Consider the following 21,085-nt stretch of genomic DNA (forward strand, 5'->3'; position numbering starts at 1 on the left):
GCCTTCCAACTCCTCAACACAACCATCCCGCTAAGCCTGCAGTAGCCAAAACATCCACACCCGAAAACACCGAACCCCCAGCTCAACTGGGGGTTCGAGCGTCCTCACCGCCGTAACTTCGGGCTAGGGGCGCCCGGCTAGCTCTTCCCGGAGGCCCTCGATGCGGCCTTCGATTTCGGTGGCGTCGTCATGTCGCCCTTCTTTGTGAGCGAGTTCTGCGCGGACCGACAACTCCCTGATGGCCGTTCGAATGTCGTTAATGCTTTTGGTTTCTCGCATGTGTTTGCTCCTGCCTGTTGCGGTTGCGGGCAGGCCCGGCCCGGCACTACGCATAGCAGGGAATACCCGATGCCGCCGCCGGCCTAACGGACCGGCGACCGTCCTCGCAACCGGCACCTAGCGTCGGAACAGCTTGTTACCCAACCACACGACGGGGTCGTACTTGCGGTCGACGACGCGCTCCTTCATCGGGATCAGCGCGTTGTCGGTGATCTTGATGTTCTCCGGGCATACCTCGGTGCAGCATTTGGTGATGTTGCAGTATCCCAGGCCGTGCTCCTCCTGGGCCTGCTTGCGCCGGTCCAGGGTGTCCAGCGGATGCATTTCCAGCTCGGCGATCCGCATCAAGAACCGCGGCCCGGCGAATGCCTGCTTGTTTTCCTCGTGGTCGCGGATGACGTGGCACACGTTCTGGCACAGGAAGCACTCAATGCACTTGCGGAACTCCTGTGAGCGCTGGACATCGACCTGCGCCATCCGGTACTCGCCGGGCTGCAGATCCTTGGGGGGCGCGAAAGACGGTATCTCCCTAGCCTTTTCGTAGTTGAACGACACGTCGGTGACAAGATCGCGAATCACCGGGAAGGTGCGCAGCGGCGTGACGGTGACCACCTCGTCCTCGGCGAACGTCGACATCCGCGTCATACACATCAACCGCGGCCTGCCGTTGATCTCCGCCGAACACGATCCGCACTTGCCGGCCTTGCAGTTCCACCGCACCGCCAGATCGGGCGTCTGCGTTTGCTGGAGACGGTGAATGACGTCGAGTACCACTTCGCCCTCGTTGACCTCGACGGTGAAGTCGCGAAGTTCACCGCCGCTGTCATCGCCGCGCCACACTCGCAAACACGCGTTGTAGCCCATTACGCTCTCCGTCCCGGATGGTCGGCCAACTCTTCGTCGGTGTAGTACTTCTCCAGCTCGGAAATCTCGAAGAGTTCCAGCAAGTCCAATCGCATCGGCACCTGCGACTGGTGGGTGATGGTGATGTGGGGACCGGCGGGGCTGTCACCGGCGGTTTCAGCAGCGCGGCAGACCAGCAAGGTGTTGCGCCAGTTGGCGTCCATGCCGGGATGGTCGTCACGTGTGTGTCCGCCCCGGCTTTCGGTGCGTTCCAAAGCGGCGCGCGCCACGCACTCGCTGACCAGCAGCATATTGCGCAGGTCGATGGCCAGGTTCCAGGCCGGGTTGTATTGACGGTGCCCCTCCACCTGCACTCTCTGGAACCGCTTCCACAGCTCTTCCAGCAGGGTCAACGCCCTGGAGATCTCGTCCTCTTTGCGGATGATGCCGACCAGGTCGTTCATCACGTGCTGCAAATCCATCTGCAGTGCGTACGGGTTCTCCGGCGCCGAGCCGTCAGTCGGTCCGTCGAAAGGTCTGAGCGACAGCTTGGCCGCGGCGTCGACAGCCTCCTGCGACACCGATGGGCGGCTGCTCAGGGCCCGCACGTAGTCGGCCGCCCCCAAGCCGGCCCGCCGGCCGAAGACCAGCAGGTCTGACAGTGAATTCCCGCCCAGGCGGTTGGAGCCGTGCATACCGCCGGAGCACTCGCCGGCGGCGAACAGCCCGGGAACCGTGGCCGCGCCGGTGTCGGCGTCCACCTCGACGCCACCCATCACGTAGTGGCAGGTGGGCCCGACTTCCATCGGCTCCTTGGTGATGTCCACCCCGGCTAGTTCCATGAACTGGTGATACATCGACGGCAGCCGCCGTTTGATCTCCTCGGGTGTCAGCCGGGATGCGATGTCGAGGTAGACGCCGCCGTGCGGGGTGCCGCGGCCGGCCTTGACTTCGGAGTTGATCGCGCGGGCGACCTCATCGCGGGGGAGCAGATCCGGGGTGCGCCGGGCCGAGTCGTTGTCCTTGAGCCACTGGTCGGCCTCTTGCTCGGTCTCGGCGTACTGGCCTTTGAACACCGGCGGGATGTAGTCGAACATGAACCGCTTGCCGTCGGAATTCTTCAGGACCCCGCCGTCGCCGCGGACCCCCTCGGTGACCAGGATCCCTTTCACGCTGGGCGGCCACACCATGCCGGTCGGGTGGAATTGGACGAACTCCATGTTGATCAGCGACGCGCCGGCCCGCAGCGCCAGCGCGTGCCCGTCGCCGGTGTACTCCCAGGAGTTCGACGTGACCTTGAACGATTTGCCGATCCCGCCGGTGGCCAGCACCACCGCGGGTGCCTCGAACAGAATGAACCGGCCGCTTTCGCGCCAGTAGCCGAACGCCCCGGCGATCCGCTCCTCGTTTCCCGCGCCATCCTTGAGCAACTCGGTGATGGTGCATTCGGCGAACACCTTGATCCGCGCCTCGTAGTCGCCGAGCTCGGCGTAATCCTCCTGCTGCAGCGAGACGATCTTCTGCTGCATGGTGCGGATCAACTCCAGGCCGGTGCGGTCGCCGACGTGTGCCAGTCGCGGATAGGTGTGGCCGCCGAAGTTGCGCTGGCTGATCTTGCCGTCTTTGAGGCGGTCGAACAGGGCGCCGTAAGTCTCCAGCTCCCAGACGCGGTCTGGGGCCTCCTTGGCATGCAATTCGGCCATGCGCCAGTTGTTCAGGAACTTGCCACCGCGCATGGTGTCACCGAAGTGGGTCTTCCAGTTGTCCTTCGGGTTGGTGTTGCCCATCGCAGCGGCGCAGCCGCCCTCGGCCATCACCGTGTGGGCTTTGCCGAACAACGACTTGCACACCACCGCAACCTTCAAGCCGCGCTCGCGCGCCTCGATGACTGCCCGCAACCCTGCGCCGCCGGCACCGATCACGACCACGTCGTAGGAGTGCCGTTCGACCTCAACCATGAAACCTCGCTCAGCTGTTCTTTGTAATCATGAATTGGCCTAGTGGCCAATGAATCTCAAGTCTGTGATCGCCCCGGTGGACACCAGCATGATGTAGAAGTCGGTAAGCGACAGCGTGCCCAGTGTGATCCAGGCGAAGAGCATGTGCCTGGTGTTGAGCTTGCTGACCTGAGTCCAGATCCAATACCGCACTGGGTGTTTGGAGAAGTGCTTGAGGCGGCCGGCGGTCACGTGCCGGCATGAATGGCAGGACACGGTGTAGGCCCACAGCAGGAGCACGTTGGTCACCAAAATGACGTTGCCCAAACCGAAGCCGAAACCGGATGGTGAATGGAAGGCCATGATCGCGTCATAGGTGTTGATCACCGACACCACGACCGCAATGTAGAAGAAGTAGCGGTGGCTGTTCTGGATGATCAGCGGAAGCCGGGTTTCGCCGGTGTAGTGGGCGCGCGGCTCCGGTACCGCACAGCCCGTCGGCGACTGCCACACCGACCGGTAGTAGGCCTTTCGGTAGTAGTAGCAGGTGAGCCGGAAACCAAGCAGGAACGGTAAAACGAGACTTCCCAATGGAATCCACCACGGGAAGTGCCCGAACCAGACCCCGAGGTGACTTGCGCCCGGTACGCAGGACGCGCTGACGCACGGTGAGTAGAACGGCGTCAGGTAGTGGTACTTCTCGACCCAGTAGCCGCTGCCCCAGAATGCCCGGGTGGTCGCATACACGATGAACGCCAGGAACCCGATATTGGTGACCAGCGGTGCCCACCACCACGTGTCGGTGCGCAAGGTCCGTTCGGGGATTTGCGCGCGGGTGGGTGAGAAAACGCCGGTATCAGGACGGTTCGCCGTCGGTGCGCTCATCTGGTGTGATCCTCTTCGAGTGGTATCTCGTCGAAGGGTACACAGATAGAGGACCCCCTTTTCGGCGGGGTTTGATTGTCAGTATCTACTGTGACCGCCGACACCTTCGTCGTCGACGTCGCGCCAGAAATCGCGGTCGTAGTCGGTGTCGGGGATGGCGATCTTCTCGCCCGAATACTGAGTGCCGGCACGATCCAGGTCCAGCTCGGAGACATCGGTGTCAAGCAGTTCGATGTCGGTGAGGATCCGGTCGGCGTCGATGACGATGCGGCGCATGGCCGGGTCGTCGCCGTACCGAGACTTCAGCGAGGTCACACACCGCCGCAGACCGCCGATGAGGTCGTGCAGTTCGGCGATTTCAGCAGAGGCGGACAACGTCACTCCCTGTATCGTCGCAACTTCCTGGAAGCTGATGGTGTTTCGGATCACAATACGTCACCCGATGGTATCCGCACCCGACGACGATGCACAGGACATCTCAGCGTCGTCGCGCGCAAGCTTCCGGTTCCCCGGCGGCCTGGACGTGGCCGGGACCGACGATCCGGCGGAGCTGTCCACCCCGCCGGATCGTCGTCGCCCGAACTAACGGCTTACTTCGTGATCGCGATGCGCTGCGCCTGATTTCCCGCATAGGCACCGCTGACCCGCACGGTCAGGACGCCGGAGTCATACGACGCCGCAATGGCCTCGCTGGTGACCTGCGCGGGCAGCCGGAATGAACGGCGGAATGACCCGTAACGGATCTCCGTCAGGACCCGGCCGTCGGCGTTTTCCGCGTGTTCGTCCCGATGCTCGCCATGGATCACCAGGCGGCTCACCCCGTTCGTAATGTCGACCTCGACGTTGACGTCGTTGTCGACGTCGACGCCCGGAAGCTCCAGTCGGACCAGGGCGTCGTCACCGTCCCTGACGATCTCCGCGGCCGGGCTGAACCCGCCGGTTGCCGGCTTGTACCAGTCCGTGGCCGCGGCGGGGCCGAAGAAGTCACGCAGCAAGCGGTCGGGGTCCCAGGTGCCCCAGGCCGGACGCGACCACAGTGCAAGATTGCTCATGGATATCTCCTGATTCTTCCTTGTGAGTTAGCTGTGTCCGGCGCTCTGCCGGGTCCGCTATCCCGAAGAACATGAGTCGGCCCCGCTTAAGTTCCGTCTGGGCTTTCGCCGTAAGTGAACGCAGTCACACAGCGCCTTCCCAGGTGTGATCGCCATGTCATCGGGCTGTCACATTGGGCGATTTTTCGGCAATTTTCCGCCCTTAACCTTCATGGCATGGCTTCAGCCGGAACTACGCACGCGCGCGGTGGGGCTTCGCCCTGCTCGCGACACGTGGTCGTGGTCGGGCACGGCATGGTGGGCCACCGACTGGTGGAGGCACTGCGTGCCCGCGACACCAGCGGCCTGTGGCGGATCACCGTATTGGCCGAGGAGGCCGACGCGGCCTACGACCGGGTCGGGCTGACCTCCTACACCGAAAGCTGGGACCGCGGCCTATTGGCATTGCCGGGCAATGACTATGCCGGTGACGATCTGGTGCGGCTGCTGCTCAACACGCGGGTGACCGAGATCGATCGGGCGGCCAAGTCGGTGATGACCGCAGACGGGCAGCGGCATGGCTACGACGCCCTGGTGCTGGCCACCGGCTCGTACGCGTTCGTGCCGCCGGTTCCCGGACACGACCTACCCCAATGCCACGTCTATCGCACGCTGGACGACCTCGACGCCATCCGCGCCGGTGCCCAAGCTGCGCAGAACTCGGATCACACCGGAGTGGTCATCGGTGGTGGCCTGCTGGGACTCGAAGCAGCGAATGCGCTGCGTCAGTTCGGGTTGCAGCCGCACGTCGTGGAGATGATGCCGCGATTGATGGCCCAGCAGATCGACGAGGCTGGCGGTGCCCTGCTCGCGCGGATGATCACCGACCTCGGCATCGCTGTCCATGTCGGCACAGGCACCGAATCCATTGAGCCGGTTGAACACTCAGATAGTCCTGCGTCGGTGCGGGTCCGGCTCGCCGACGGTGACGTCATCGAGGCGGGGGTGGTGATCTTCGCCGCCGGCATCCGGCCGCGCGACGAGCTGGCGAAGGCGGCCGGTCTGGCCATCGCCGAGCGTGGCGGTGTGCTCACCGATTTGTCCTGCCGGACAAGCGATCCCGACATCTACGCGGTCGGTGAGGTGGCAGCCATCGAGGGATGCTGCTACGGCCTGGTCGGTCCCGGTTACACCAGTGCCGAGGTGGTGGCCGACCGATTGCTCGGCGGGGCCGCCGAATTCCCGGAAGCGGATCTGTCGACAAAGCTCAAGCTGCTCGGCGTGGACGTCGCCAGCTTTGGCGATGCGATGGGCCAAACCGAGAACTGCCTCGAGGTGGCTGTCAACGACGCGGTGAAGCGCACCTACGCCAAACTGGTGCTCTCCGACGACGCCAAGACCCTGCTCGGCGGCGTGCTGGTGGGCGATGCCTCGTCGTACGGCGTGTTGCGCCCCATGGTCGGCAGCGAGTTGCCCGGAGACCCCCTGGCACTGATCGCGCCGGCCGGATCCGGGGCTGGTGCTCTGGGAGTTGGCGCGCTGCCGGATTCGGCGCAGATCTGCTCCTGCAACAACGTGACCAAGGGCGACCTGAAGTGCGCGATCGCCGATGGTTGCGCCGACGTGCCCGCACTGAAGGCGTGCACCGCGGCCGGCACTTCGTGTGGATCGTGCGTGCCGCTGCTGAAACAACTGCTGGAAGCCGAAGGTGTCGAGCAGTCCAAGGCGCTGTGCGAACACTTCAGCCAGTCGCGAGCAGAGCTTTTCGAAATCATTTCGGCAACCGAGATCCGGACCTTCTCCGGGCTGCTGGAGCGCTTTGGCCGCGGAAAGGGTTGCGACATATGCAAACCCGTGGTCGCCTCCATCCTGGCGTCCACCGGCTCCGAGCACATCCTGGATGGCGAACAGGCCGCGCTGCAGGATTCCAACGACCACTTCCTGGCCAACATCCAAAAGAACGGCAGCTACTCGGTGGTGCCGCGGGTCCCCGGTGGCGACATCAAACCCGAGCACCTGATATTGATCGGCCAGATCGCCCAGGAATTCGGGCTGTACACCAAGATCACCGGTGGGCAGCGCATCGACATGTTCGGTGCCCGGGTTGATCAGCTCCCGGAGATCTGGAAGCGGCTGGTGGATGCGGGCATGGAGTCCGGTCACGCGTACGGCAAGGCACTGCGCACGGTGAAAAGCTGCGTGGGCAGCGACTGGTGCCGCTACGGGCAGCAGGATTCGGTGCAGCTGGCCATCGATCTGGAATTGCGCTACCGCGGCCTGCGCGCACCGCACAAGATCAAGCTGGGTGTTTCGGGCTGCGCACGGGAGTGCGCCGAAGCGCGCGGCAAGGATGTCGGCGTCATCGCCACCGAAAAAGGCTGGAACCTCTATGTGGGCGGCAATGGCGGCATGACTCCCAAGCATGCCCAGCTGTTGGCGAGCGACCTCGACACCCCGACGCTGGTCCGCTACATCGACCGGTTCCTCATGTACTACATCCGCACGGCCGACCGGTTGCAACGCACGGCGCCGTGGGTGGAATCACTTGGGCTCGACCATGTGCGCGAGGTCGTCTGCGACGACTCGCTCGGCTTGGCCGAGGAATTCGAGGCCGCAATGGAGCGGCATGTTGCCAACTACAAATGCGAATGGAAGGGCGTGCTGGAGGATCCGGACAAGCTGTCGCGGTTCGTCTCCTTCGTCAACGCCCCCGACGCGGTCGATTCGACCGTGACGTTCACCGAGCGTGCCGGGCGGAAAGTGCCTGTGCCCATTGGTATGCCGCGGATACGCTCATAGTTAGTCATAGTTAGGGAGGGAATCATGACGCTTCTCAACGCTATTCAGGTGTGGACCACCGCGTGTGCGTACGACCACCTCATTCCCGGCCGTGGTGTCGGTGTGCTGCTCGACGACGGCAGCCAGGCGGCGCTGTTCCGGCTGGACGACGGCTCGGTGCGCGCGGTCGGCAACGTGGACCCGTTCTCCGGCGCGGCTGTGCTGTCCCGGGGGATCGTTGGCGATCGCGGCGGGCGTGTCACCGTCCAATCACCGATCCTGAAGCAGGCTTTCGCGCTCGACGACGGAAGTTGCCTGGACGATCCACGGGTGTCGGTGCCGGTGTACCCGGCGCGCGTCACCCCCGAGGGGCACATCCAGGTCGCGCGGATCGCTGCCTGAGCTTGGTCGTCACGAACGTAACGCCACTGCGAAATTCCACCCTGCCGAATTGTGCCGCGGCGTTACGCTGGCGAACTCAATCGATCTTGCCGACGAGGTAGCGCTGCATCGTCGGACCGATCGCGTCGACAAGCGCCTCTACCGACATCGAGTGCAGCGGCTCCGAGCGCACCCCGTAGCGCATGATCCCCAGGCCGACCAGCTGAGAAGCGCATAGCGAAGCCCGGACCGCGATCTTGTCGGCGCCCAACATCTTGAGCAGCGGGTTGAAAACCGGGCCGATGAACATCGACTGGACGATCTCCGCAGTTTTGGCCAAACCGGTCGATGCCACGGCGCTCGCGGCGAACGGGCCGCCGCCGGCGGCGTCCCACGTGGTGATCAGCATGTAAAGCGTTCGGCGCCCGACCTGATTGACGCTACCGGTGACGATTTTGTCGATGAATTCCGGTGTGCTGAACGGCAGCCGCAGCATCTTCGCTACCGGGTCGAGGAGCCCGCGTGAGGGCTCCTGGTGACGGGCCATGGTGCCAGGATTGCGCGGATGTGCCCAAAGATCAAGCGTCGGTGACCTCGGCGTGCCTTACACCGGCAGGATCTGCTGGAAAAGTCTTGTCGGCAAAGAGCTTGTGCTCCACCTAATTCGGCATGCGTGCTATTCGCCGGCTATGGGCACGAAGCCGCATGCCATCGCGGAACCGGCCGGCGATGAGCCGCGCCAATCCTGGATGTTCACCCAGCGGCGGTGTCACCACGTCGGCACCGCAGGCGCGTAGCCGTTCTTGAAACAGACCTTCGGCCAGCAGATAGGAGACGACCACCACACGGCGCGCGCCGCTTCGGCGGGCGCGGGCAACTGCCGCGCCGACATCGGAACGGCCAGTGGTCGCGAACGCCAGCTCTACCGGAGGCCCGGTGAGCGTCGACAGGAACTTCCGGGCGGTGTGCAGGTCGGCATGCGCTCGGTGGTCCGATGTTCCCGCGGCCGCCAAGATCACCGAATCACCCGGATGCCAACCAGATTTCACCAACTGATGGGCGAGGATTCTGGTGATCTCCCGACCGGGCCCCAATGCCGGGGTGACGGTGACGTCTTGATGGCCGCTGGCCGCAACATGGGCGGGTAGGTCGGTTCCAACATGGTACCCGCGAGACAGGAAGGCGGGCACCAGGATTGCGGGCCGGTCCGATACTGCCGACACGGCCAGCCCGGCGAGCACTTCGCTGGGCGTGGGTCCCAGCACGTCGACGAACGCAACATGAACGGTGTGATCGACCAGCACGCTTACCCGGGCGGCCAGGTCTCCGATCATTGCGACCCCGGCCGGCCTGCGGGTGCCGTGCGCTGTCAGGACCAGGTTCATAGGTGTTCCTGCATGTCGACGGCCAGCCGGTAGCCGCGCTTGACCACAGTAGCGATGATGTTCTTGTCGCCCAAAGCGGTTCGTAGCCGCAACACGGCGGTGTCGACAGCGTGAGTGTCGTCGCCGTTGCCCGGCAAGACGGTGAGCAGTTCGTCGCGGCCGACGACGTCGCCGGGGCGTTGGGCCAATGCACGCAGGATCGCCATTCCCGAAGCCGACAGCGTCTTGATGGAATCGTCGACCAGCACGCAGGTCCCGCGGATGTCGACGACGCGCCCTGCGGCCGTTATGGTGCACGATCCGCGCCGTGGCAATTCCTCGGCGATATGGCGGGCCAGGGCCCCCAACCGCATTCGCTCCGGCGACGACGTGGGGATACCGTTTCGGGCCAGCGGACGCGACGTGACCGGGCCTACACACATCGCGTGCACGTCGGTGCGCAGCGCGTCCACTACCTGTTCCTCGATACCCAACTCGCGGCTGCGTTCCAGCACCGCCGCCGCAGCGGGTGCCGACGTGAAACTAACCGCGTCGAATTGCCGCCGGGCGATGCCGGCGACCAGCTGGTCGAATTCACCACCCAAAGGTGTTGGTTTCCAACGATATACCCGGACAGGTACCACTGTCGCGCCCGCTGCGCGCAAGCCGGCGATAAACTCCGGGAACGGGTCCCAACTGTCGGCGGCGCCGTGCAGCTGGACCGCGATCCGCTTCCCCGATACGCCGGTGCGCAGCAGGTAGGCCAGCACCTCCTGCGACGACTCCGAGTCCGGGGACCACTCCTCGCGTAACCCGGCGGCGCGCAATTCGCCAGTGGCTTTTGGTCCGCGGGATATGACCCGTGCCGAGGCCAACGCCTCGATGAGTTGGCCGGCCAATCCCCAGCCTTCGGCCGCGGCTACCCAGCCGCGCATGCCGATGCCGGTATGGGCCACCAGGATGTCCGGCGGAGCAGCGATCAACGCCTCGGTGTTGGCGTGGAGTTCGTCGTCGTCGGGCAGGGCGATCATGGAGATCGCCGGAGCACCGCATACCTCGGCACCGTGGCGGCGCAGCAACGCGCACAGCTCGTCGGCGCGGCGAGCTGATGTCACTGCAATGCGGTAGCCCCTCAGTGGCTCAGAATTCCGCTGGGCCATACCAATTGTCTAAGCCTTGGAAATTTCGGCGGCGTTACAAGGCAATTGCCTGGGCATTGCCCACGGCTGAGGCGGTGGTCACACCCGGGCGAGTTCGGGCCGTGCCTTCGCGTCCTGGACCGAGGTTTCCGAATGCGGCCGCCGAACGTAGGTCACCCAGGTCAGGACGGCCGCAACGATATAGGAAAACAGGAACGCCCAGTACGCTGAGGTCTCGGTGCCGCTCCTGAGGTAGGACTCGCGCAGAGCCAGATTGATTCCGACGCCGCCGAGCGCGCCTACCGCCGAACAGATTCCGATGAGCGCTCCCGACATGGCACGTGCCCAGTGGCGGCGTTCGGCATCGGTGACAAGCAGCGACCTGCTGCGCGCCTCGAACACCGACGGAATCAGTTTGAACACCGATCCGTTGCCCATCCCGGACAAGATGAACAACACCATGAATCCGATGACGGACCCCACCATGGGAATCGTCACCGTGGTAGCTGCATGGTCGGCGTAAGTGCTTAAGGCGACCAGCATCCCGGCACCGACGATCATGCCGGCCAGCACGCCGAGCGTGACGCGGCTGCCGCTGAGGCGGTCGGCCAATCGTCCACCGTATATCCGTGCCAGAGACCCCAATAGTGGTCCCACGAAGGCGATCTGGGCGGCGTGCAGCGACGCATGCTTCGGACTTTCACCATTGGCCAGGAAATTCACCTCCAGCACCTGCCCGAAGGCGAACGAAAACCCGATCCAGGATCCGAAGGTGCAGACGTAGAGCAGCGAAATGACCCAGGTGTCGCGGTCGAACAGGATCGACCGCATGTGGTAGAGCTCGATGCGGTGCTCGAGGTTGTCCATGAAGACCGCCGCCGTGATGCCCACCACTGCCAGCAGCACCAGATAGGTGGCGCATACCCAGTACGGTGCCTCATGGCCCGCTGTGGCCAGCACCAAAAGGCCGACCAGTTGGATCACCGCGACTCCGAGGTTGCCGACACCGGCGTTGACGGCCAGCGCTGCGCCCTTGAGTCGTTGCGGGTAGAACGCATTGACGTTGGCCAACGAGGCCGCATAGTTGCCGCCACCCAGCCCGGTCAGCGCCGCACACACCACGTAGGGCCACAGCGGCAACCCGGGGTTGGCGAGAAGCACGATCGTGCCGGCGGTGGGGATCAGTAGCACGAACGCCGAGAACATCGTCCAGTTGCGGCCGCCGAACTTCGCGATACCCAAGGTGTACGGGATGCGAACGCCGCCCCCGACCAGCGTGGCGACGGCGCCCAGCAGCAGCTTGTCGCCCGCCGAAAATCCGTAGACCGATGCCGGCATGAACAACACCATCACCGACCACAGCGACCAGATCGAGAAGGCCACATGGTCGCCGGCGACCGTGCACAGCAGGTTGCGCCGTGCGATCTTGCTATTACCGGTCGCCCAGGCAGCGGTGTCTTCCGGATTCCAGTCCGCGATGCGCTGGTTACGGCCCATACGGTCTTCACCTTTCGTGCACGGTGCGCTGTCCACGAGCAGACGTTGCGCGTGGCCCACGCAGAGGCATGCAGCCCGATTCCCCCTCGAGCAATTGCCGGCGTTGCCGCTCGTCTCGGCCGGCTCACGATGTTGATGCGGGTGTGGACAACCTGCGAAGACCGGGCATGCGCCGTTCCGTCCTTCGATGCTCACATCGAGTATGGAAGCGAGTCAACTTGGTGAGGTGGAAATCCGCTGAAAGTTGAATTCCAGTTTTCTGTCAGCGTGCTGGCAGCGTCCTTCGGTAGGAGTTCGAATATGCTGCATGTCACAGAGGTTCAGGATGATGCGGCCATGAGTGGTTGGCGCACAACGAGATTCAGACGGTCACCATACGTCGCCCGCGCGCCAGTCGCACATCAGTCCCGCCGAGGTGTCCAGGGTGACCTCGACCGGCAGGACGAACACGGTGCCGTCGTCGTCGGGAGTGCGGAGTGGGCCGGTGGGCGCCAGCACCGACGTCGGGCCGCGCCAGGGTAACCAGCCCCGCGACGCGTACAGCATGCGCGCCCGCGCCGAGGAGCTGAGCGCACCGAGCTGATAGGCGCCACGTATCACCTGCTCACCGGCGTCGAGCAGCGCCCTCACCAGACCCTGGCCGCGCCAGTCTTCGCGTACGGCAACACCTTCGACGTAACCGCAGCGTAACGCGCTGCCCTGGTATATCAGTCGCCGCTGCACCACGGCGGCATGGGCGATGATCGCACCGTGGTGCCAGATCAGGGCATGCATGCCGCCCAGCGCGTGTTCCCAGTCGCTTTCGGTGAAGTCCCCGGCGAAAGCATCGGCCACCATCTGGTGAATGTGCTGGCGTGTCTCGCCGTCCAGATCGGAGGTGTGTACCAAGCGTGCCGTGTGGATCTGAGCGGGCACGGGCGGCTAACGGATCTGCGTGCGGGGCCTTGCCCATTGCAGCCGCACGTGCTGGCCCGGCCGCACCTGGGCGACCTTGTCGATGTCCTCGTCGATCACCACGCCCGCCACCGGGTAGCCGCCGGTAAGTGGGTGATCGGGACCCAAGATGACCGGTAATCCGTTGGGCGGCACCTGGATCGCGCCGCGAGTGGTGCCCTCGCTGGGCAGCTGCCGGTCCGGGTTGCGATGTTGCAGCGGACGTCCGACCAGCCGGGTGCCGACCCGGTCGCTGTGGTCGGAGACCACCCAGTCGGTGTGGACCAGAGCGTCGGGATCGACGAACCAATCGTCGCGCGGACCCGGTATCACTAGCAGTTCGACCGTGGCACCGGTGAAGGCGGCCACCGGGGCCTGGTCGAGTTCGGGATAGTCCGCGGTGTGCTCGCCAACCGGCAGTACATCGCCGGCTCGCAGTGGTGCGGGCCCGATCGCCGACATCACGTCGTAGCTTCGCGAACCCAGGACCGGGGTTACGCAGATGCCGCCGCGCACGGCCAGGTATGTCCGAAGACCGGCGCGGGGCGTGCCCAACGAGATCACCTCGCCATCACGGACATGATGAATACTGTTGGTGCCAAACATGATTCCGTTGACAGCGGGATCGGTGTCGGCGCCCGTCACGGCGATGTCGACGTCGCCGCCGCGCACCCGCGCCGAGAACCCGCCGAACGTGACCTCGACGGTGGCCCGGTCGTCGGGATTGGCCACCAGCCGGTTGGCGAGCGTGTGGGAGCGGCGGTCGGCGGCTCCGGAGCGGCCGACCCCGAGATGGGCGAGGCCCGCCCGGCCGAGATCCTCGACGATAGCCAGCGGCCCGGTGCGCAGGACTTCCAGGATCGTCATGGCAGTTGCTCCTTGTTACGCGTTGTTACGCGGCGTTACGCGGCCCGGAACTGCACCCACATGCCCTGCATGAGCAGCGCGGGCCTGGGTCTGGTGACGTCCCACAGGACCGCCTCGGTATGGCCGATGATCTGCCACCCGCCCGGCGAGCGGCGCGGATAAATCGCGCTGAATTCGCCTGCGAGAGCGACTGATCCGGCCGGCACCGCGGTACGCGGTTCGACTTTGCGAGGCACCCGCAACCGTGGGTCGCCGCCGATGAGATAGGCGAAACCGGGCGAGAACCCATTGAATCCCACCCGCCACAGGGCGCCGGTGTGCGCGTTGATGACCTGCGCGGTGGTCAGGCCGGTGTGGGCTGCGACTTCGCCGAGATCGGGACCGTCGTAGATGACGTCAATGACGGGGTGATCATCCTCGTGATCGAGCGGTGACGCCGCAGAGCCGACCGGCAGGCGGCGCAGCCGCTGCCGGGTAACCCCTTGGAATCGGGGTGCAGCCAGCTTGATCAACACGGTCCGCAAGGCCGGAACGATGTCGACTACGCCCGGCAGGCCGGCCGCACGCAGCGCGTCCGTCCATGCCAAAACCTCAGCGGTACTGTCACATTGCAGCATCAGCGCCTGATCGCCGTAGTCCACAACGGTGTGCGCCACCGCGTCGGCTGCGAGGTCGCTAGACAGGTTCGTCACGCTCATCTTTCGACGGTAGCCCCGTTATCGGCGGTCGGGCGAGGGATCTTCGAGCACTGCCAGAGGTGCCTTAGCAAACGCTCATGAGGATGCGGTCAGCGGCATTGCCGACCGGGAATTCAGCCCAGGATTGCGCCGATCTGCGGGGGCAGCTGATCGGCCACCAGAGGATAACTCAGCGGCGATGCGAACGCGATCGCTCCGGCGAGGTCTTTGGTGGTGAAGATGTGGCGCTTCTGGGCGGTGGCCCCGGCGGCCGCGATTGCGGGGTCGGCCAGCAACGCCTGCTGGTCGTCCGGGCTTTCGGTGGACCAGATCAGCACATCGGCGGAGTCGAGCACGTCCTTGATGTGCTCGGGAGGGATGACCGCGACGTGGTCAGCGGCGTAGGGCTTGATGGCATCGGACACGACCAGACCCATCTGGTTGAGGAAGTCGGTGCGCCAGCCGGCCATGGTGGCGATCACGTTGCCCTGCCGGAGCCTGCCCTGCAGCAGCAGCGCCTTCTTGCCCTTCCATTGCGGATTTTTCTGGGCGACCCCGACGAACTTGCGGTCGACGTCGTCGATCAGCGACTTCATCTGGTCGGCCTGAAAAACCGCCTGGCCGATGGTGGTCGCCTGGTCCTTCCACGGTTCGAAGAACGCGTCGCCGCCGGACTGCGGGATGGTCGGGGCGATCGCCGACAGCTTTTGATAAGTGTCGGCGTCCACGCCGGCGTTGATGGCCACGATCAGGTCCGGCTTCAGGCCGGCAATCTGATCGACCGCAATTCCGTTGTCCAGGTTCAACACCACCGGCTGCGCCGCTCCCAGCTTGGGTTGGGCCCACGGCCATACCCCGAACGGCTGGTCGCCGAACCAGTTGGTCACCGCGATCGGGACCACACCCACCGCCAGCAAATCGTCCTGCTCGGTGAAGCCCGCGCTGACCACGCGCTTGGGTGGCTCTTTGACGACGGTCTTGCCGAAAAGGTGAGTGATGGTCACCACCCCGCCGCCGGCGGTGCCCGGTTTGGGCTCACGAGACGAGCAGCCCGAAACCCCCGCGGCGACGAGCCCTGTTGCTCCAGCGACCTGCAGGAATCCGCGTCGACTCCATCCCTGTTGCACCGCGTGAGACTATCGCGTGCCCGACTCCGCCGACTGCTGTGCAGTGCCGATATGCCCGCACATTGGCGCACTTTTTCTAACAGGCCTAGCAAGACGGCTGTGATGTTTGCTTTTCGACCATGTAACTGCGGGCGCCGGAGTCGGTAACAGCGCATCGTTAGCGTTCGCGCCATGACCATTGCCCCGGTAGTCCAGCAGGCGCCGCCGCGCGCGCCGTATGTCGAAGGTCCCTGGATCGACGACTGGCGCCCGGAAGACCCCGAGTTCTGGGCGCGGATCGGCAAACCAATCGCCCGGCGCAACCTGATTTTCTCCATCTTCGCCGAACACATCGGGTTCAGCGTGTGGATGCTGTGGAGCATCGTGGTGGTGCACATGACGGCCACGCACGGGCACGCGGCTCCGTCGGGTTGGGCGCTGTCGGCCAGTCAGGCGCTGTGCTTGGTGGCCATTCCCAGCGGCGTGGGCGCGTTGCTGCGGTTGCCGTATACGTTTGCCGTCCCGATCTTCGGCGGACGCAACTGGACGGTCATCTCGGCAAGTTTGTTGATCGTTCCCTGTCTGCTGCTGTCGTGGGCGGTAAGCCATCCCGGTCTCCCGTTCGCGCTGTTGGTCGCGATCGCCGCGACCGCTGGGTTGGGGGGCGGCAACTTCGCCTCCTCGATGGCCAACATCTCGTTCTTCTTCCCGGAGAGGGACAAGGGCTGGGCGCTGGGTCTCAACGCGGCCGGAGGCAACATCGGTGTGGCGGTGGTGCAGAAGGTCATTCCGTCGATCGTGGTCGCCGGCGGCGGGATGGCGCTGGCACGTGCCGGACTGTTCTTCGTCCCGTTGGCCGTGGCCGCCGCGGTGTGCGCGTTCCTGTTCATGAACAACCTGGCTGAAGCCAAGGCCGACGTGAAACCCGTTTGGCAGTCGTTGGCGCACCGCGACACCTGGGTCATGTCGCTGCTGTACATCGGTAGCTTCGGGTCCTTCATCGGCTACTCCGCGGCCTTCCCGACGCTGCTGACCAGCGTGTTCGGCCGCGGGGACATCGCGTTGAGCTGGGCTTTCCTGGGCGCTGCCGTCGGATCTGTGATGCGTCCGCTGGGTGGCAGGCTCGCCGACCGGATCGGCGGGGCCCGGATCACCGCGGCCAGCTTCGCCATGCTTGCGGTCGGGGCGGCAGCGGCGCTGTGGGCTGTTCGCGAGGTCGACTTGCCGATGTTCTTCCTCAGCTTCATGTTCTTGTTCGTGGCCACCGGTATCGGCAACGGATCGACCTATCGGATGATCTCCCGGATCTTCACGATCAAAGGTGAGCTGGCGGGCGGTGACCCCCAGACCATGGTTCAGATGCGCCGCCAGGCCGCCGGCGCATTGGGCGTCATCTCCGCGGTCGGCGCTTTCGGCGGGTTTGTGGTGCCGCTGGCCTACGCGTGGTCGAAATCGCAGTTCGGCAGCATCGAACCCGCCCTGCGGTTCTATGTGATCTTCTTCGTGGGCCTGCTGGTGGTGACGTGGTACCGCTACCTGCGCAGGGCAGCCGGGACCAGTCAGATCTGATCGGTGTCCGACGCCGGTTTCGGCTTGGGTGAATAGCCCACCCAGGGGCTGTAGTCGGCGATCAGCTGCTCCTGCGGCGGCCGCTGCTCGGGCGGCACATGCTGCAGGTTGATCCGGATCCGGTACCAAATCGAACTTGGCCCGCGCATCCCGTCGACCAGCACGTCGGCGGGCTCTAGGCAACGGGCCGCGGCCGGATGGCGGCTGCGCCAGGTGTCCAGCGCGGCCATCGCCTCATCCCTGGTCTTGGTGCGCGCGACCTCGATCAGCGGCTTCGAGGAGCGGCGCCGGCCGTCGGTCGGCTTGCCGGCGCGCGTGGGCGCCTTTTCCGGCGGGCCCAATTCCTCGGCGAGCGTAAGCAACCGGTCGAGGTCGCCCACCGCCTCGTCCATCCGGGCCCACGGGTCACCCATCTCGGCGAACCGGGTGGGAACGGTATGTACGGTGAAGTCCCGCGGATCGCAGTCGGGCACCTCGTCCCAGTGCAGCGGCGCGGACACCCGGGCGTCGGGAGTGGCCCGCACCGAATAGGCCGACGCGACGGTACGGTCCTTGGCGTTCTGGTTGAAGTCGACGAACACGCCCTGGCGTTCCTCCTTCCACCAGCGGCTGGTTGCGGCGTCGGGCATTCGTCGCTCGACTTCGCGCGCAATGGTCTGGGCGGCCAGGCGGACCTTCGAAAACGGCCAGTGCGGCGCGATCCGGGCATACACGTGGAAGCCGCGCGATCCCGACGTCTTGGGCCAGCCGGTCAGGCCGTTGTCTTCGAGCACCTCACGCGCCACCAGCGCGACGTCGATGATGCGTCGCCACTCGACACCGGGCATCGGGTCCAGGTCGATCCGCAGCTCGTCGGGGTGGTCGAGGTCGACGGCCAGCACCGGGTGCGGATTGAGGTCGACGCAGCCCAGGTTGATCACCCACGCCAGCCCCGCTGGGTCGTGGATGACGGCTTCCTTGGCGGACGTGCCCGACGCGTAGCGCAGTTCGGCAACGTCGACCCAGTCCGGGCGGTTAGCGGGGGCACGCTTCTGGAATACCGCTTCTTCGGAGATGCCTTTGACGTAGCGCTTGAGGATCATCGGGCGGCCGGCCACGCCGCGCAGGGCGCCATCGGCCACCGAAAGGTAGTAACGAACCAGATCGAGCTTGGTATATCCGGACCGGCCGTCGCGGCCGGGAAACACCACTCGGTCGGGATGGGTGATGGTGACGTGGTGTCCGGCGATGTCCAGTGACGCCGGACCGGTCATGGGAGTCCATGCTAATTCCGGAATACCTTCTGGCCGGTTTGCGACCCCCGTCACATATTGTGAGGCTATGCCTAACCTCAGTGACTTGCCCGGGCTCGGAAAGATCCAGCAATATGTCGACCGCGGTACCTCGGAACTGCACTACGTGCGCAAGATCGTCGAATCGGGCGCGTTCCGGTTGGAGTCGCCGTTGAACTATGCCGCGATGGCAAACGAAATCGTGAAGTGGGGCGAATTCGGCATGCTGCCGTCGCTCAACGCGCGACGCCATCCGGACCGGGCGGCGTGCATCGACGAAGACGGCGAGTTCACCTACAAGGAGCTCGACGACGCCGCCCACGCTCTGGCCAACGCCCTGCTCGCCAAGGGGGTGCGCGCCGGTGACGGGGTGGCTCTCTTGGCGCGTAACCATCGCTGGTTCCTCATCGCCAACTACGGCGCCGCCCGGGTGGGCGCCCGCATCATCTTGCTGAACAGCGAGTTCTCGGGCCCTCAGATCAAGGAGGTGTCGGAACGCGAAGGCGCCAAGCTGATCATCTACGACGACGAGTACACCAAGGCCGTCAGCAAGGCCGAGCCGCCACTGGGTAAGCTCCGCGCCCTGGGCATCAACCCCGATAAAGATGAGCCGTCGGGAAGCACCGACGAGACACTGGACGACCTGATCGCGCGCAGCAGCACCGCGCCCGCTCCCAAGGCCGGCAAGCACGCGTCGATCATCATCTTGACCAGCGGCACCACCGGAACCCCCAAGGGTGCCAACCGCAGTACCCCGCCGACCCTGGCACCCGTCGGTGGCATCCTGTCGCATGTTCCCTTCAAGGCCAGCGAGGTGACGTCGCTGCCGGCGCCGATGTTCCACGCGCTGGGTTACCTGCACGCCACCATCGCGATGTTCCTGGGGTCGACGCTGGTGCTGCGACGGAAGTTCAAGCCGCCGCTGGTGTTGGAAGACATCGAGAAATACAAGGTGACCGCCATGGTGGTGGTGCCGGTGATGCTGTCGCGCATCCTGGATGCGGTCGAGAAGATGCACAAGAAACCCGATCTGTCCAGCCTGAAGATCGTCTTCGTGTCCGGGTCGCAGCTGGGTGCCGAGTTGGCCTCGCGCGCACTCAAGGACCTCGGGCCGGTCATCTACAACATGTACGGCTCGACCGAGATCGCGTTCGCCACCATCGCCGGGCCCAAGGACCTGGAGCGCAACCCGGCGACGGTGGGGCCGGTCGTCAAGGGCGTGAAGGTCAAGATTCTCGACGAGAACGGCAAGGAGCTGCCACGGGGCGAGGTCGGGCGGATCTTCGTCGGCAACGCCTTCCCGTTCGAGGGCTACACCGGGGGCGGGCACAAGCAGATCATCGACGGCCTGATGTCCTCGGGTGACGTGGGCTATTTCGACGAGCACAACCTGCTCTACGTCAGCGGCCGGGATGACGAGATGATCGTCTCCGGTGGTGAGAATGTGTTCCCGGCCGAGGTGGAGGATCTGATCAGCGGACATCCCGACGTGGTGGAGGCCACCGCCATCGGTGTCGAGGACAAGGAGTGGGGTGCCCGGCTGCGCGCGTTCGTGGTGAAAAAGCCCGACACCGAGGTCGACGAGGACACCATCAAACACTATGTGCGCGACCACCTTGCACGGTACAAGGTGCCGCGGGAGGTGGTCTTCATCGACGAGCTGCCGCGCAATCCCACCGGCAAGATCCTCAAGCGTGAACTGCGCGAGATGGAGATCTAATAGCGGGTAGCTGCCGCAATCGGCGACAACGCTACAAAGCGCTGCGCACCGTCACCGGGAATCTGAGAAACAGGATTTTCTTCGCCCGCCAAGTGGTGTAATTCTGCTGAACTCAGCCGGGCGAATTGCGCATGTATGTCGGTGGCGCGGTCGATTGATGTCAGGGGTTATCGGATGTCGTATGTGATTGCCGTGCCGGATGTGGTGGCTTCGACGGCTGCCCAGCTTGCGGATATAGGTTCGGCGCTGGGAGTTGTCAATGCGGCAGCGACGGCCTCCACCACGGGGATTCTGGCCGCAGCTCAGGACGAGGTGTCGGCGGCGATCGCGGCGGTGTTCTCCGGGCACGGCCAGGCCTATCAGGGGCTCAGTGTGCAGGCGGCCTTGTTTCATGAGCAGTTCGTGCGGGCGTTGAGCTCCGGTGCCGGCGCGTATGCCGGCGCCGAGGCCGCCAATGCCTCGCCGCTGCAGAGCTTGCTCGACGCGGTCAACGCGCCCGTCCAGGCAACGACCGGTCGTCCGTTGATCGGCAACGGTGTCAACGGAGCCCCGGGCACCGGCGCGGCCGGGGCTCCGGGTGGCTGGTTGCTCGGTGACGGCGGGGCCGGCGGGTCGGGCGCGGCGGGCCAGAACGGCGGCGCTGGCGGCGCTGCCGGGCTGCTGGGTTCCGGCGGTGCCGGCGGGAACGGCGGGAACTCGTCGACAGGTAACGGCGGTGCCGGCGGGGCCGGTGGACTTGGCTTTGCGGGCAATGGCGGAACTGGCGGTGCCGGCGGTCACGCGGGGCTGTTGTTCGGCCCGGGCGGGC

Annotated in this window: 20 protein-coding genes; 6 read left to right on the forward strand and 14 right to left on the reverse strand. The window is 65.2% G+C overall.

Annotation, left to right across the window (positions count from 1 at the left end; translation table 11 throughout):
* Positions 1 to 396: 396 nt before the first annotated feature.
* The 4 genes from EET13_RS02075 to EET13_RS02090 all read right to left on the reverse strand — a co-directional run bounded on the left by EET13_RS02075 (position 397) and on the right by EET13_RS02090 (position 4,319).
* On the reverse strand, positions 397 to 1,143 hold the full coding sequence (locus EET13_RS02075) for a succinate dehydrogenase/fumarate reductase iron-sulfur subunit (RefSeq protein WP_122440735.1): 747 nt from the start codon (positions 1,141 to 1,143) through the stop codon (positions 397 to 399).
* Positions 1,143 to 3,080, reverse strand: coding sequence for a fumarate reductase/succinate dehydrogenase flavoprotein subunit (locus EET13_RS02080; protein WP_122440736.1), 1,938 nt, complete (start codon positions 3,078 to 3,080; stop codon positions 1,143 to 1,145). Before EET13_RS02080 ends, EET13_RS02075 begins: the two co-directional genes overlap by 1 nt.
* A gap of 39 nt (positions 3,081 to 3,119) precedes the next feature.
* Positions 3,120 to 3,944, reverse strand: a complete 825-nt coding sequence (locus EET13_RS02085) for a hypothetical protein (protein ID WP_122440737.1) — start codon at positions 3,942 to 3,944, stop codon at positions 3,120 to 3,122.
* A 78-nt stretch (positions 3,945 to 4,022) separates the two neighbouring features.
* Positions 4,023 to 4,319, reverse strand: a complete 297-nt coding sequence (locus EET13_RS02090; protein WP_122440751.1) for a hypothetical protein — start codon at positions 4,317 to 4,319, stop codon at positions 4,023 to 4,025.
* A 67-nt stretch (positions 4,320 to 4,386) separates the two neighbouring features.
* Between EET13_RS02090 and EET13_RS30135 the strand changes: the two genes are divergently transcribed.
* Entirely contained in the window at positions 4,387 to 4,530 is a 144-nt protein-coding gene (locus tag EET13_RS30135) for a hypothetical protein (RefSeq protein ID WP_168990647.1), read from the forward strand.
* A 4-nt stretch (positions 4,531 to 4,534) separates the two neighbouring features.
* Here EET13_RS30135 and EET13_RS02095 read toward each other — a convergent pair whose 3' ends face one another.
* Positions 4,535 to 4,996, reverse strand: a complete 462-nt coding sequence (locus tag EET13_RS02095) for an Hsp20/alpha crystallin family protein (protein WP_122440738.1) — start codon at positions 4,994 to 4,996, stop codon at positions 4,535 to 4,537.
* Positions 4,997 to 5,212: 216 nt separating this feature from the next.
* Here EET13_RS02095 and nirB point away from each other — a divergent pair, with 216 nt between their 5' ends.
* Both nirB and nirD read left to right on the forward strand, forming a co-directional pair.
* Positions 5,213 to 7,774: a nitrite reductase large subunit NirB gene (nirB, locus tag EET13_RS02100; protein ID WP_122440739.1), complete on the forward strand. Its 2,562-nt coding sequence runs from the start codon at positions 5,213 to 5,215 to the stop codon at positions 7,772 to 7,774.
* Positions 7,775 to 7,798: 24 nt separating this feature from the next.
* Complete coding sequence (gene nirD / locus EET13_RS02105; RefSeq protein ID WP_122440740.1) at positions 7,799 to 8,155, forward strand: nitrite reductase small subunit NirD; 357 nt, start codon at positions 7,799 to 7,801, stop codon at positions 8,153 to 8,155.
* 76 nt (positions 8,156 to 8,231) lie between these two features.
* Here the strand turns inward: nirD and EET13_RS02110 are convergent, their stop codons facing one another.
* The 8 genes from EET13_RS02110 to EET13_RS02145 form a co-directional block, all read right to left on the reverse strand.
* On the reverse strand, positions 8,232 to 8,681 hold the full coding sequence (locus tag EET13_RS02110) for a TetR/AcrR family transcriptional regulator (RefSeq protein ID WP_122440741.1): 450 nt from the start codon (positions 8,679 to 8,681) through the stop codon (positions 8,232 to 8,234).
* Between the two features lie 112 nt (positions 8,682 to 8,793).
* Entirely contained in the window at positions 8,794 to 9,519 is a 726-nt protein-coding gene (locus EET13_RS02115; protein WP_122440742.1) for a sirohydrochlorin chelatase, read from the reverse strand.
* On the reverse strand, positions 9,516 to 10,658 hold the full coding sequence (locus EET13_RS02120; protein WP_122440743.1) for a uroporphyrinogen-III synthase: 1,143 nt from the start codon (positions 10,656 to 10,658) through the stop codon (positions 9,516 to 9,518). Before EET13_RS02120 ends, EET13_RS02115 begins: the two co-directional genes overlap by 4 nt.
* 78 nt (positions 10,659 to 10,736) lie before the next feature.
* The gene (locus tag EET13_RS02125; RefSeq protein ID WP_122440752.1) at positions 10,737 to 12,134 is read right to left on the reverse strand and encodes a nitrate/nitrite transporter; all 1,398 of its coding nucleotides are present in this window, start codon (positions 12,132 to 12,134) and stop codon (positions 10,737 to 10,739) included.
* 369 nt (positions 12,135 to 12,503) lie between these two features.
* Positions 12,504 to 13,049, reverse strand: coding sequence for a GNAT family N-acetyltransferase (locus EET13_RS02130; RefSeq protein ID WP_122440744.1), 546 nt, complete (start codon positions 13,047 to 13,049; stop codon positions 12,504 to 12,506).
* A gap of 6 nt (positions 13,050 to 13,055) precedes the next feature.
* Positions 13,056 to 13,934, reverse strand: coding sequence for a 5-oxoprolinase/urea amidolyase family protein (locus EET13_RS02135; RefSeq protein ID WP_122440745.1), 879 nt, complete (start codon positions 13,932 to 13,934; stop codon positions 13,056 to 13,058).
* 35 nt (positions 13,935 to 13,969) lie between these two features.
* On the reverse strand, positions 13,970 to 14,632 hold the full coding sequence (locus EET13_RS02140) for a 5-oxoprolinase subunit B family protein (protein WP_122440746.1): 663 nt from the start codon (positions 14,630 to 14,632) through the stop codon (positions 13,970 to 13,972).
* Between the two features lie 113 nt (positions 14,633 to 14,745).
* On the reverse strand, positions 14,746 to 15,738 hold the full coding sequence (locus tag EET13_RS02145; protein ID WP_122440747.1) for an ABC transporter substrate-binding protein: 993 nt from the start codon (positions 15,736 to 15,738) through the stop codon (positions 14,746 to 14,748).
* A gap of 171 nt (positions 15,739 to 15,909) precedes the next feature.
* Between EET13_RS02145 and EET13_RS02150 the strand changes: the two genes are divergently transcribed.
* Positions 15,910 to 17,286, forward strand: coding sequence for a NarK family nitrate/nitrite MFS transporter (locus tag EET13_RS02150; RefSeq protein WP_122440748.1), 1,377 nt, complete (start codon positions 15,910 to 15,912; stop codon positions 17,284 to 17,286).
* On the opposite strand, the gene EET13_RS02155 is transcribed toward EET13_RS02150, so the two are convergent.
* The gene (locus tag EET13_RS02155; protein WP_122440749.1) at positions 17,277 to 18,539 is read right to left on the reverse strand and encodes a DNA polymerase domain-containing protein; all 1,263 of its coding nucleotides are present in this window, start codon (positions 18,537 to 18,539) and stop codon (positions 17,277 to 17,279) included. The two genes, EET13_RS02150 and EET13_RS02155, sit on opposite strands and share 10 nt — an antisense overlap.
* A gap of 67 nt (positions 18,540 to 18,606) precedes the next feature.
* Here EET13_RS02155 and fadD2 point away from each other — a divergent pair, with 67 nt between their 5' ends.
* Positions 18,607 to 20,277, forward strand: a complete 1,671-nt coding sequence (fadD2, locus tag EET13_RS02160; protein WP_122440750.1) for a long-chain-fatty-acid--CoA ligase FadD2 — start codon at positions 18,607 to 18,609, stop codon at positions 20,275 to 20,277.
* Between the two features lie 174 nt (positions 20,278 to 20,451).
* On the forward strand, positions 20,452 to 21,085 hold a 634-nt coding region (locus EET13_RS02165; RefSeq protein WP_136623079.1), incomplete at its 3' end, for a PE family protein.

This window comes from Mycobacterium attenuatum, from assembly GCF_900566085.1.
Classification (GTDB): Bacteria; Actinomycetota; Actinomycetes; order Mycobacteriales; family Mycobacteriaceae; genus Mycobacterium; species Mycobacterium attenuatum.

Bases quoted from the DNA above. Each gene is read 5' to 3' on its own strand.
- EET13_RS02075 (WP_122440735.1), bottom strand. From the start codon at position 1,143: ATGGGCTACAACGCGTGTTTGCGAGTGTGGCGCGGCGATGACAGCGGC.
- EET13_RS02080 (WP_122440736.1), bottom strand. From the start codon at position 3,080: ATGGTTGAGGTCGAACGGCACTCCTACGACGTGGTCGTGATCGGTGCC.
- EET13_RS02085 (WP_122440737.1), bottom strand. From the start codon at position 3,944: ATGAGCGCACCGACGGCGAACCGTCCTGATACCGGCGTTTTCTCACCC.
- EET13_RS30135 (WP_168990647.1), top strand. From the start codon at position 4,387: ATGGTATCCGCACCCGACGACGATGCACAGGACATCTCAGCGTCGTCG.
- EET13_RS02095 (WP_122440738.1), bottom strand. From the start codon at position 4,996: ATGAGCAATCTTGCACTGTGGTCGCGTCCGGCCTGGGGCACCTGGGAC.
- nirB (WP_122440739.1), top strand. From the start codon at position 5,213: ATGGCTTCAGCCGGAACTACGCACGCGCGCGGTGGGGCTTCGCCCTGC.
- nirD (WP_122440740.1), top strand. From the start codon at position 7,799: ATGACGCTTCTCAACGCTATTCAGGTGTGGACCACCGCGTGTGCGTAC.
- EET13_RS02110 (WP_122440741.1), bottom strand. From the start codon at position 8,681: ATGGCCCGTCACCAGGAGCCCTCACGCGGGCTCCTCGACCCGGTAGCG.
- EET13_RS02115 (WP_122440742.1), bottom strand. From the start codon at position 9,519: ATGAACCTGGTCCTGACAGCGCACGGCACCCGCAGGCCGGCCGGGGTC.
- EET13_RS02120 (WP_122440743.1), bottom strand. From the start codon at position 10,658: ATGGCCCAGCGGAATTCTGAGCCACTGAGGGGCTACCGCATTGCAGTG.
- EET13_RS02125 (WP_122440752.1), bottom strand. From the start codon at position 12,134: ATGGGCCGTAACCAGCGCATCGCGGACTGGAATCCGGAAGACACCGCT.
- EET13_RS02135 (WP_122440745.1), bottom strand. From the start codon at position 13,934: ATGACGATCCTGGAAGTCCTGCGCACCGGGCCGCTGGCTATCGTCGAG.
- EET13_RS02140 (WP_122440746.1), bottom strand. From the start codon at position 14,632: ATGAGCGTGACGAACCTGTCTAGCGACCTCGCAGCCGACGCGGTGGCG.
- EET13_RS02150 (WP_122440748.1), top strand. From the start codon at position 15,910: ATGACCATTGCCCCGGTAGTCCAGCAGGCGCCGCCGCGCGCGCCGTAT.
- EET13_RS02155 (WP_122440749.1), bottom strand. From the start codon at position 18,539: ATGACCGGTCCGGCGTCACTGGACATCGCCGGACACCACGTCACCATC.
- fadD2 (WP_122440750.1), top strand. From the start codon at position 18,607: ATGCCTAACCTCAGTGACTTGCCCGGGCTCGGAAAGATCCAGCAATAT.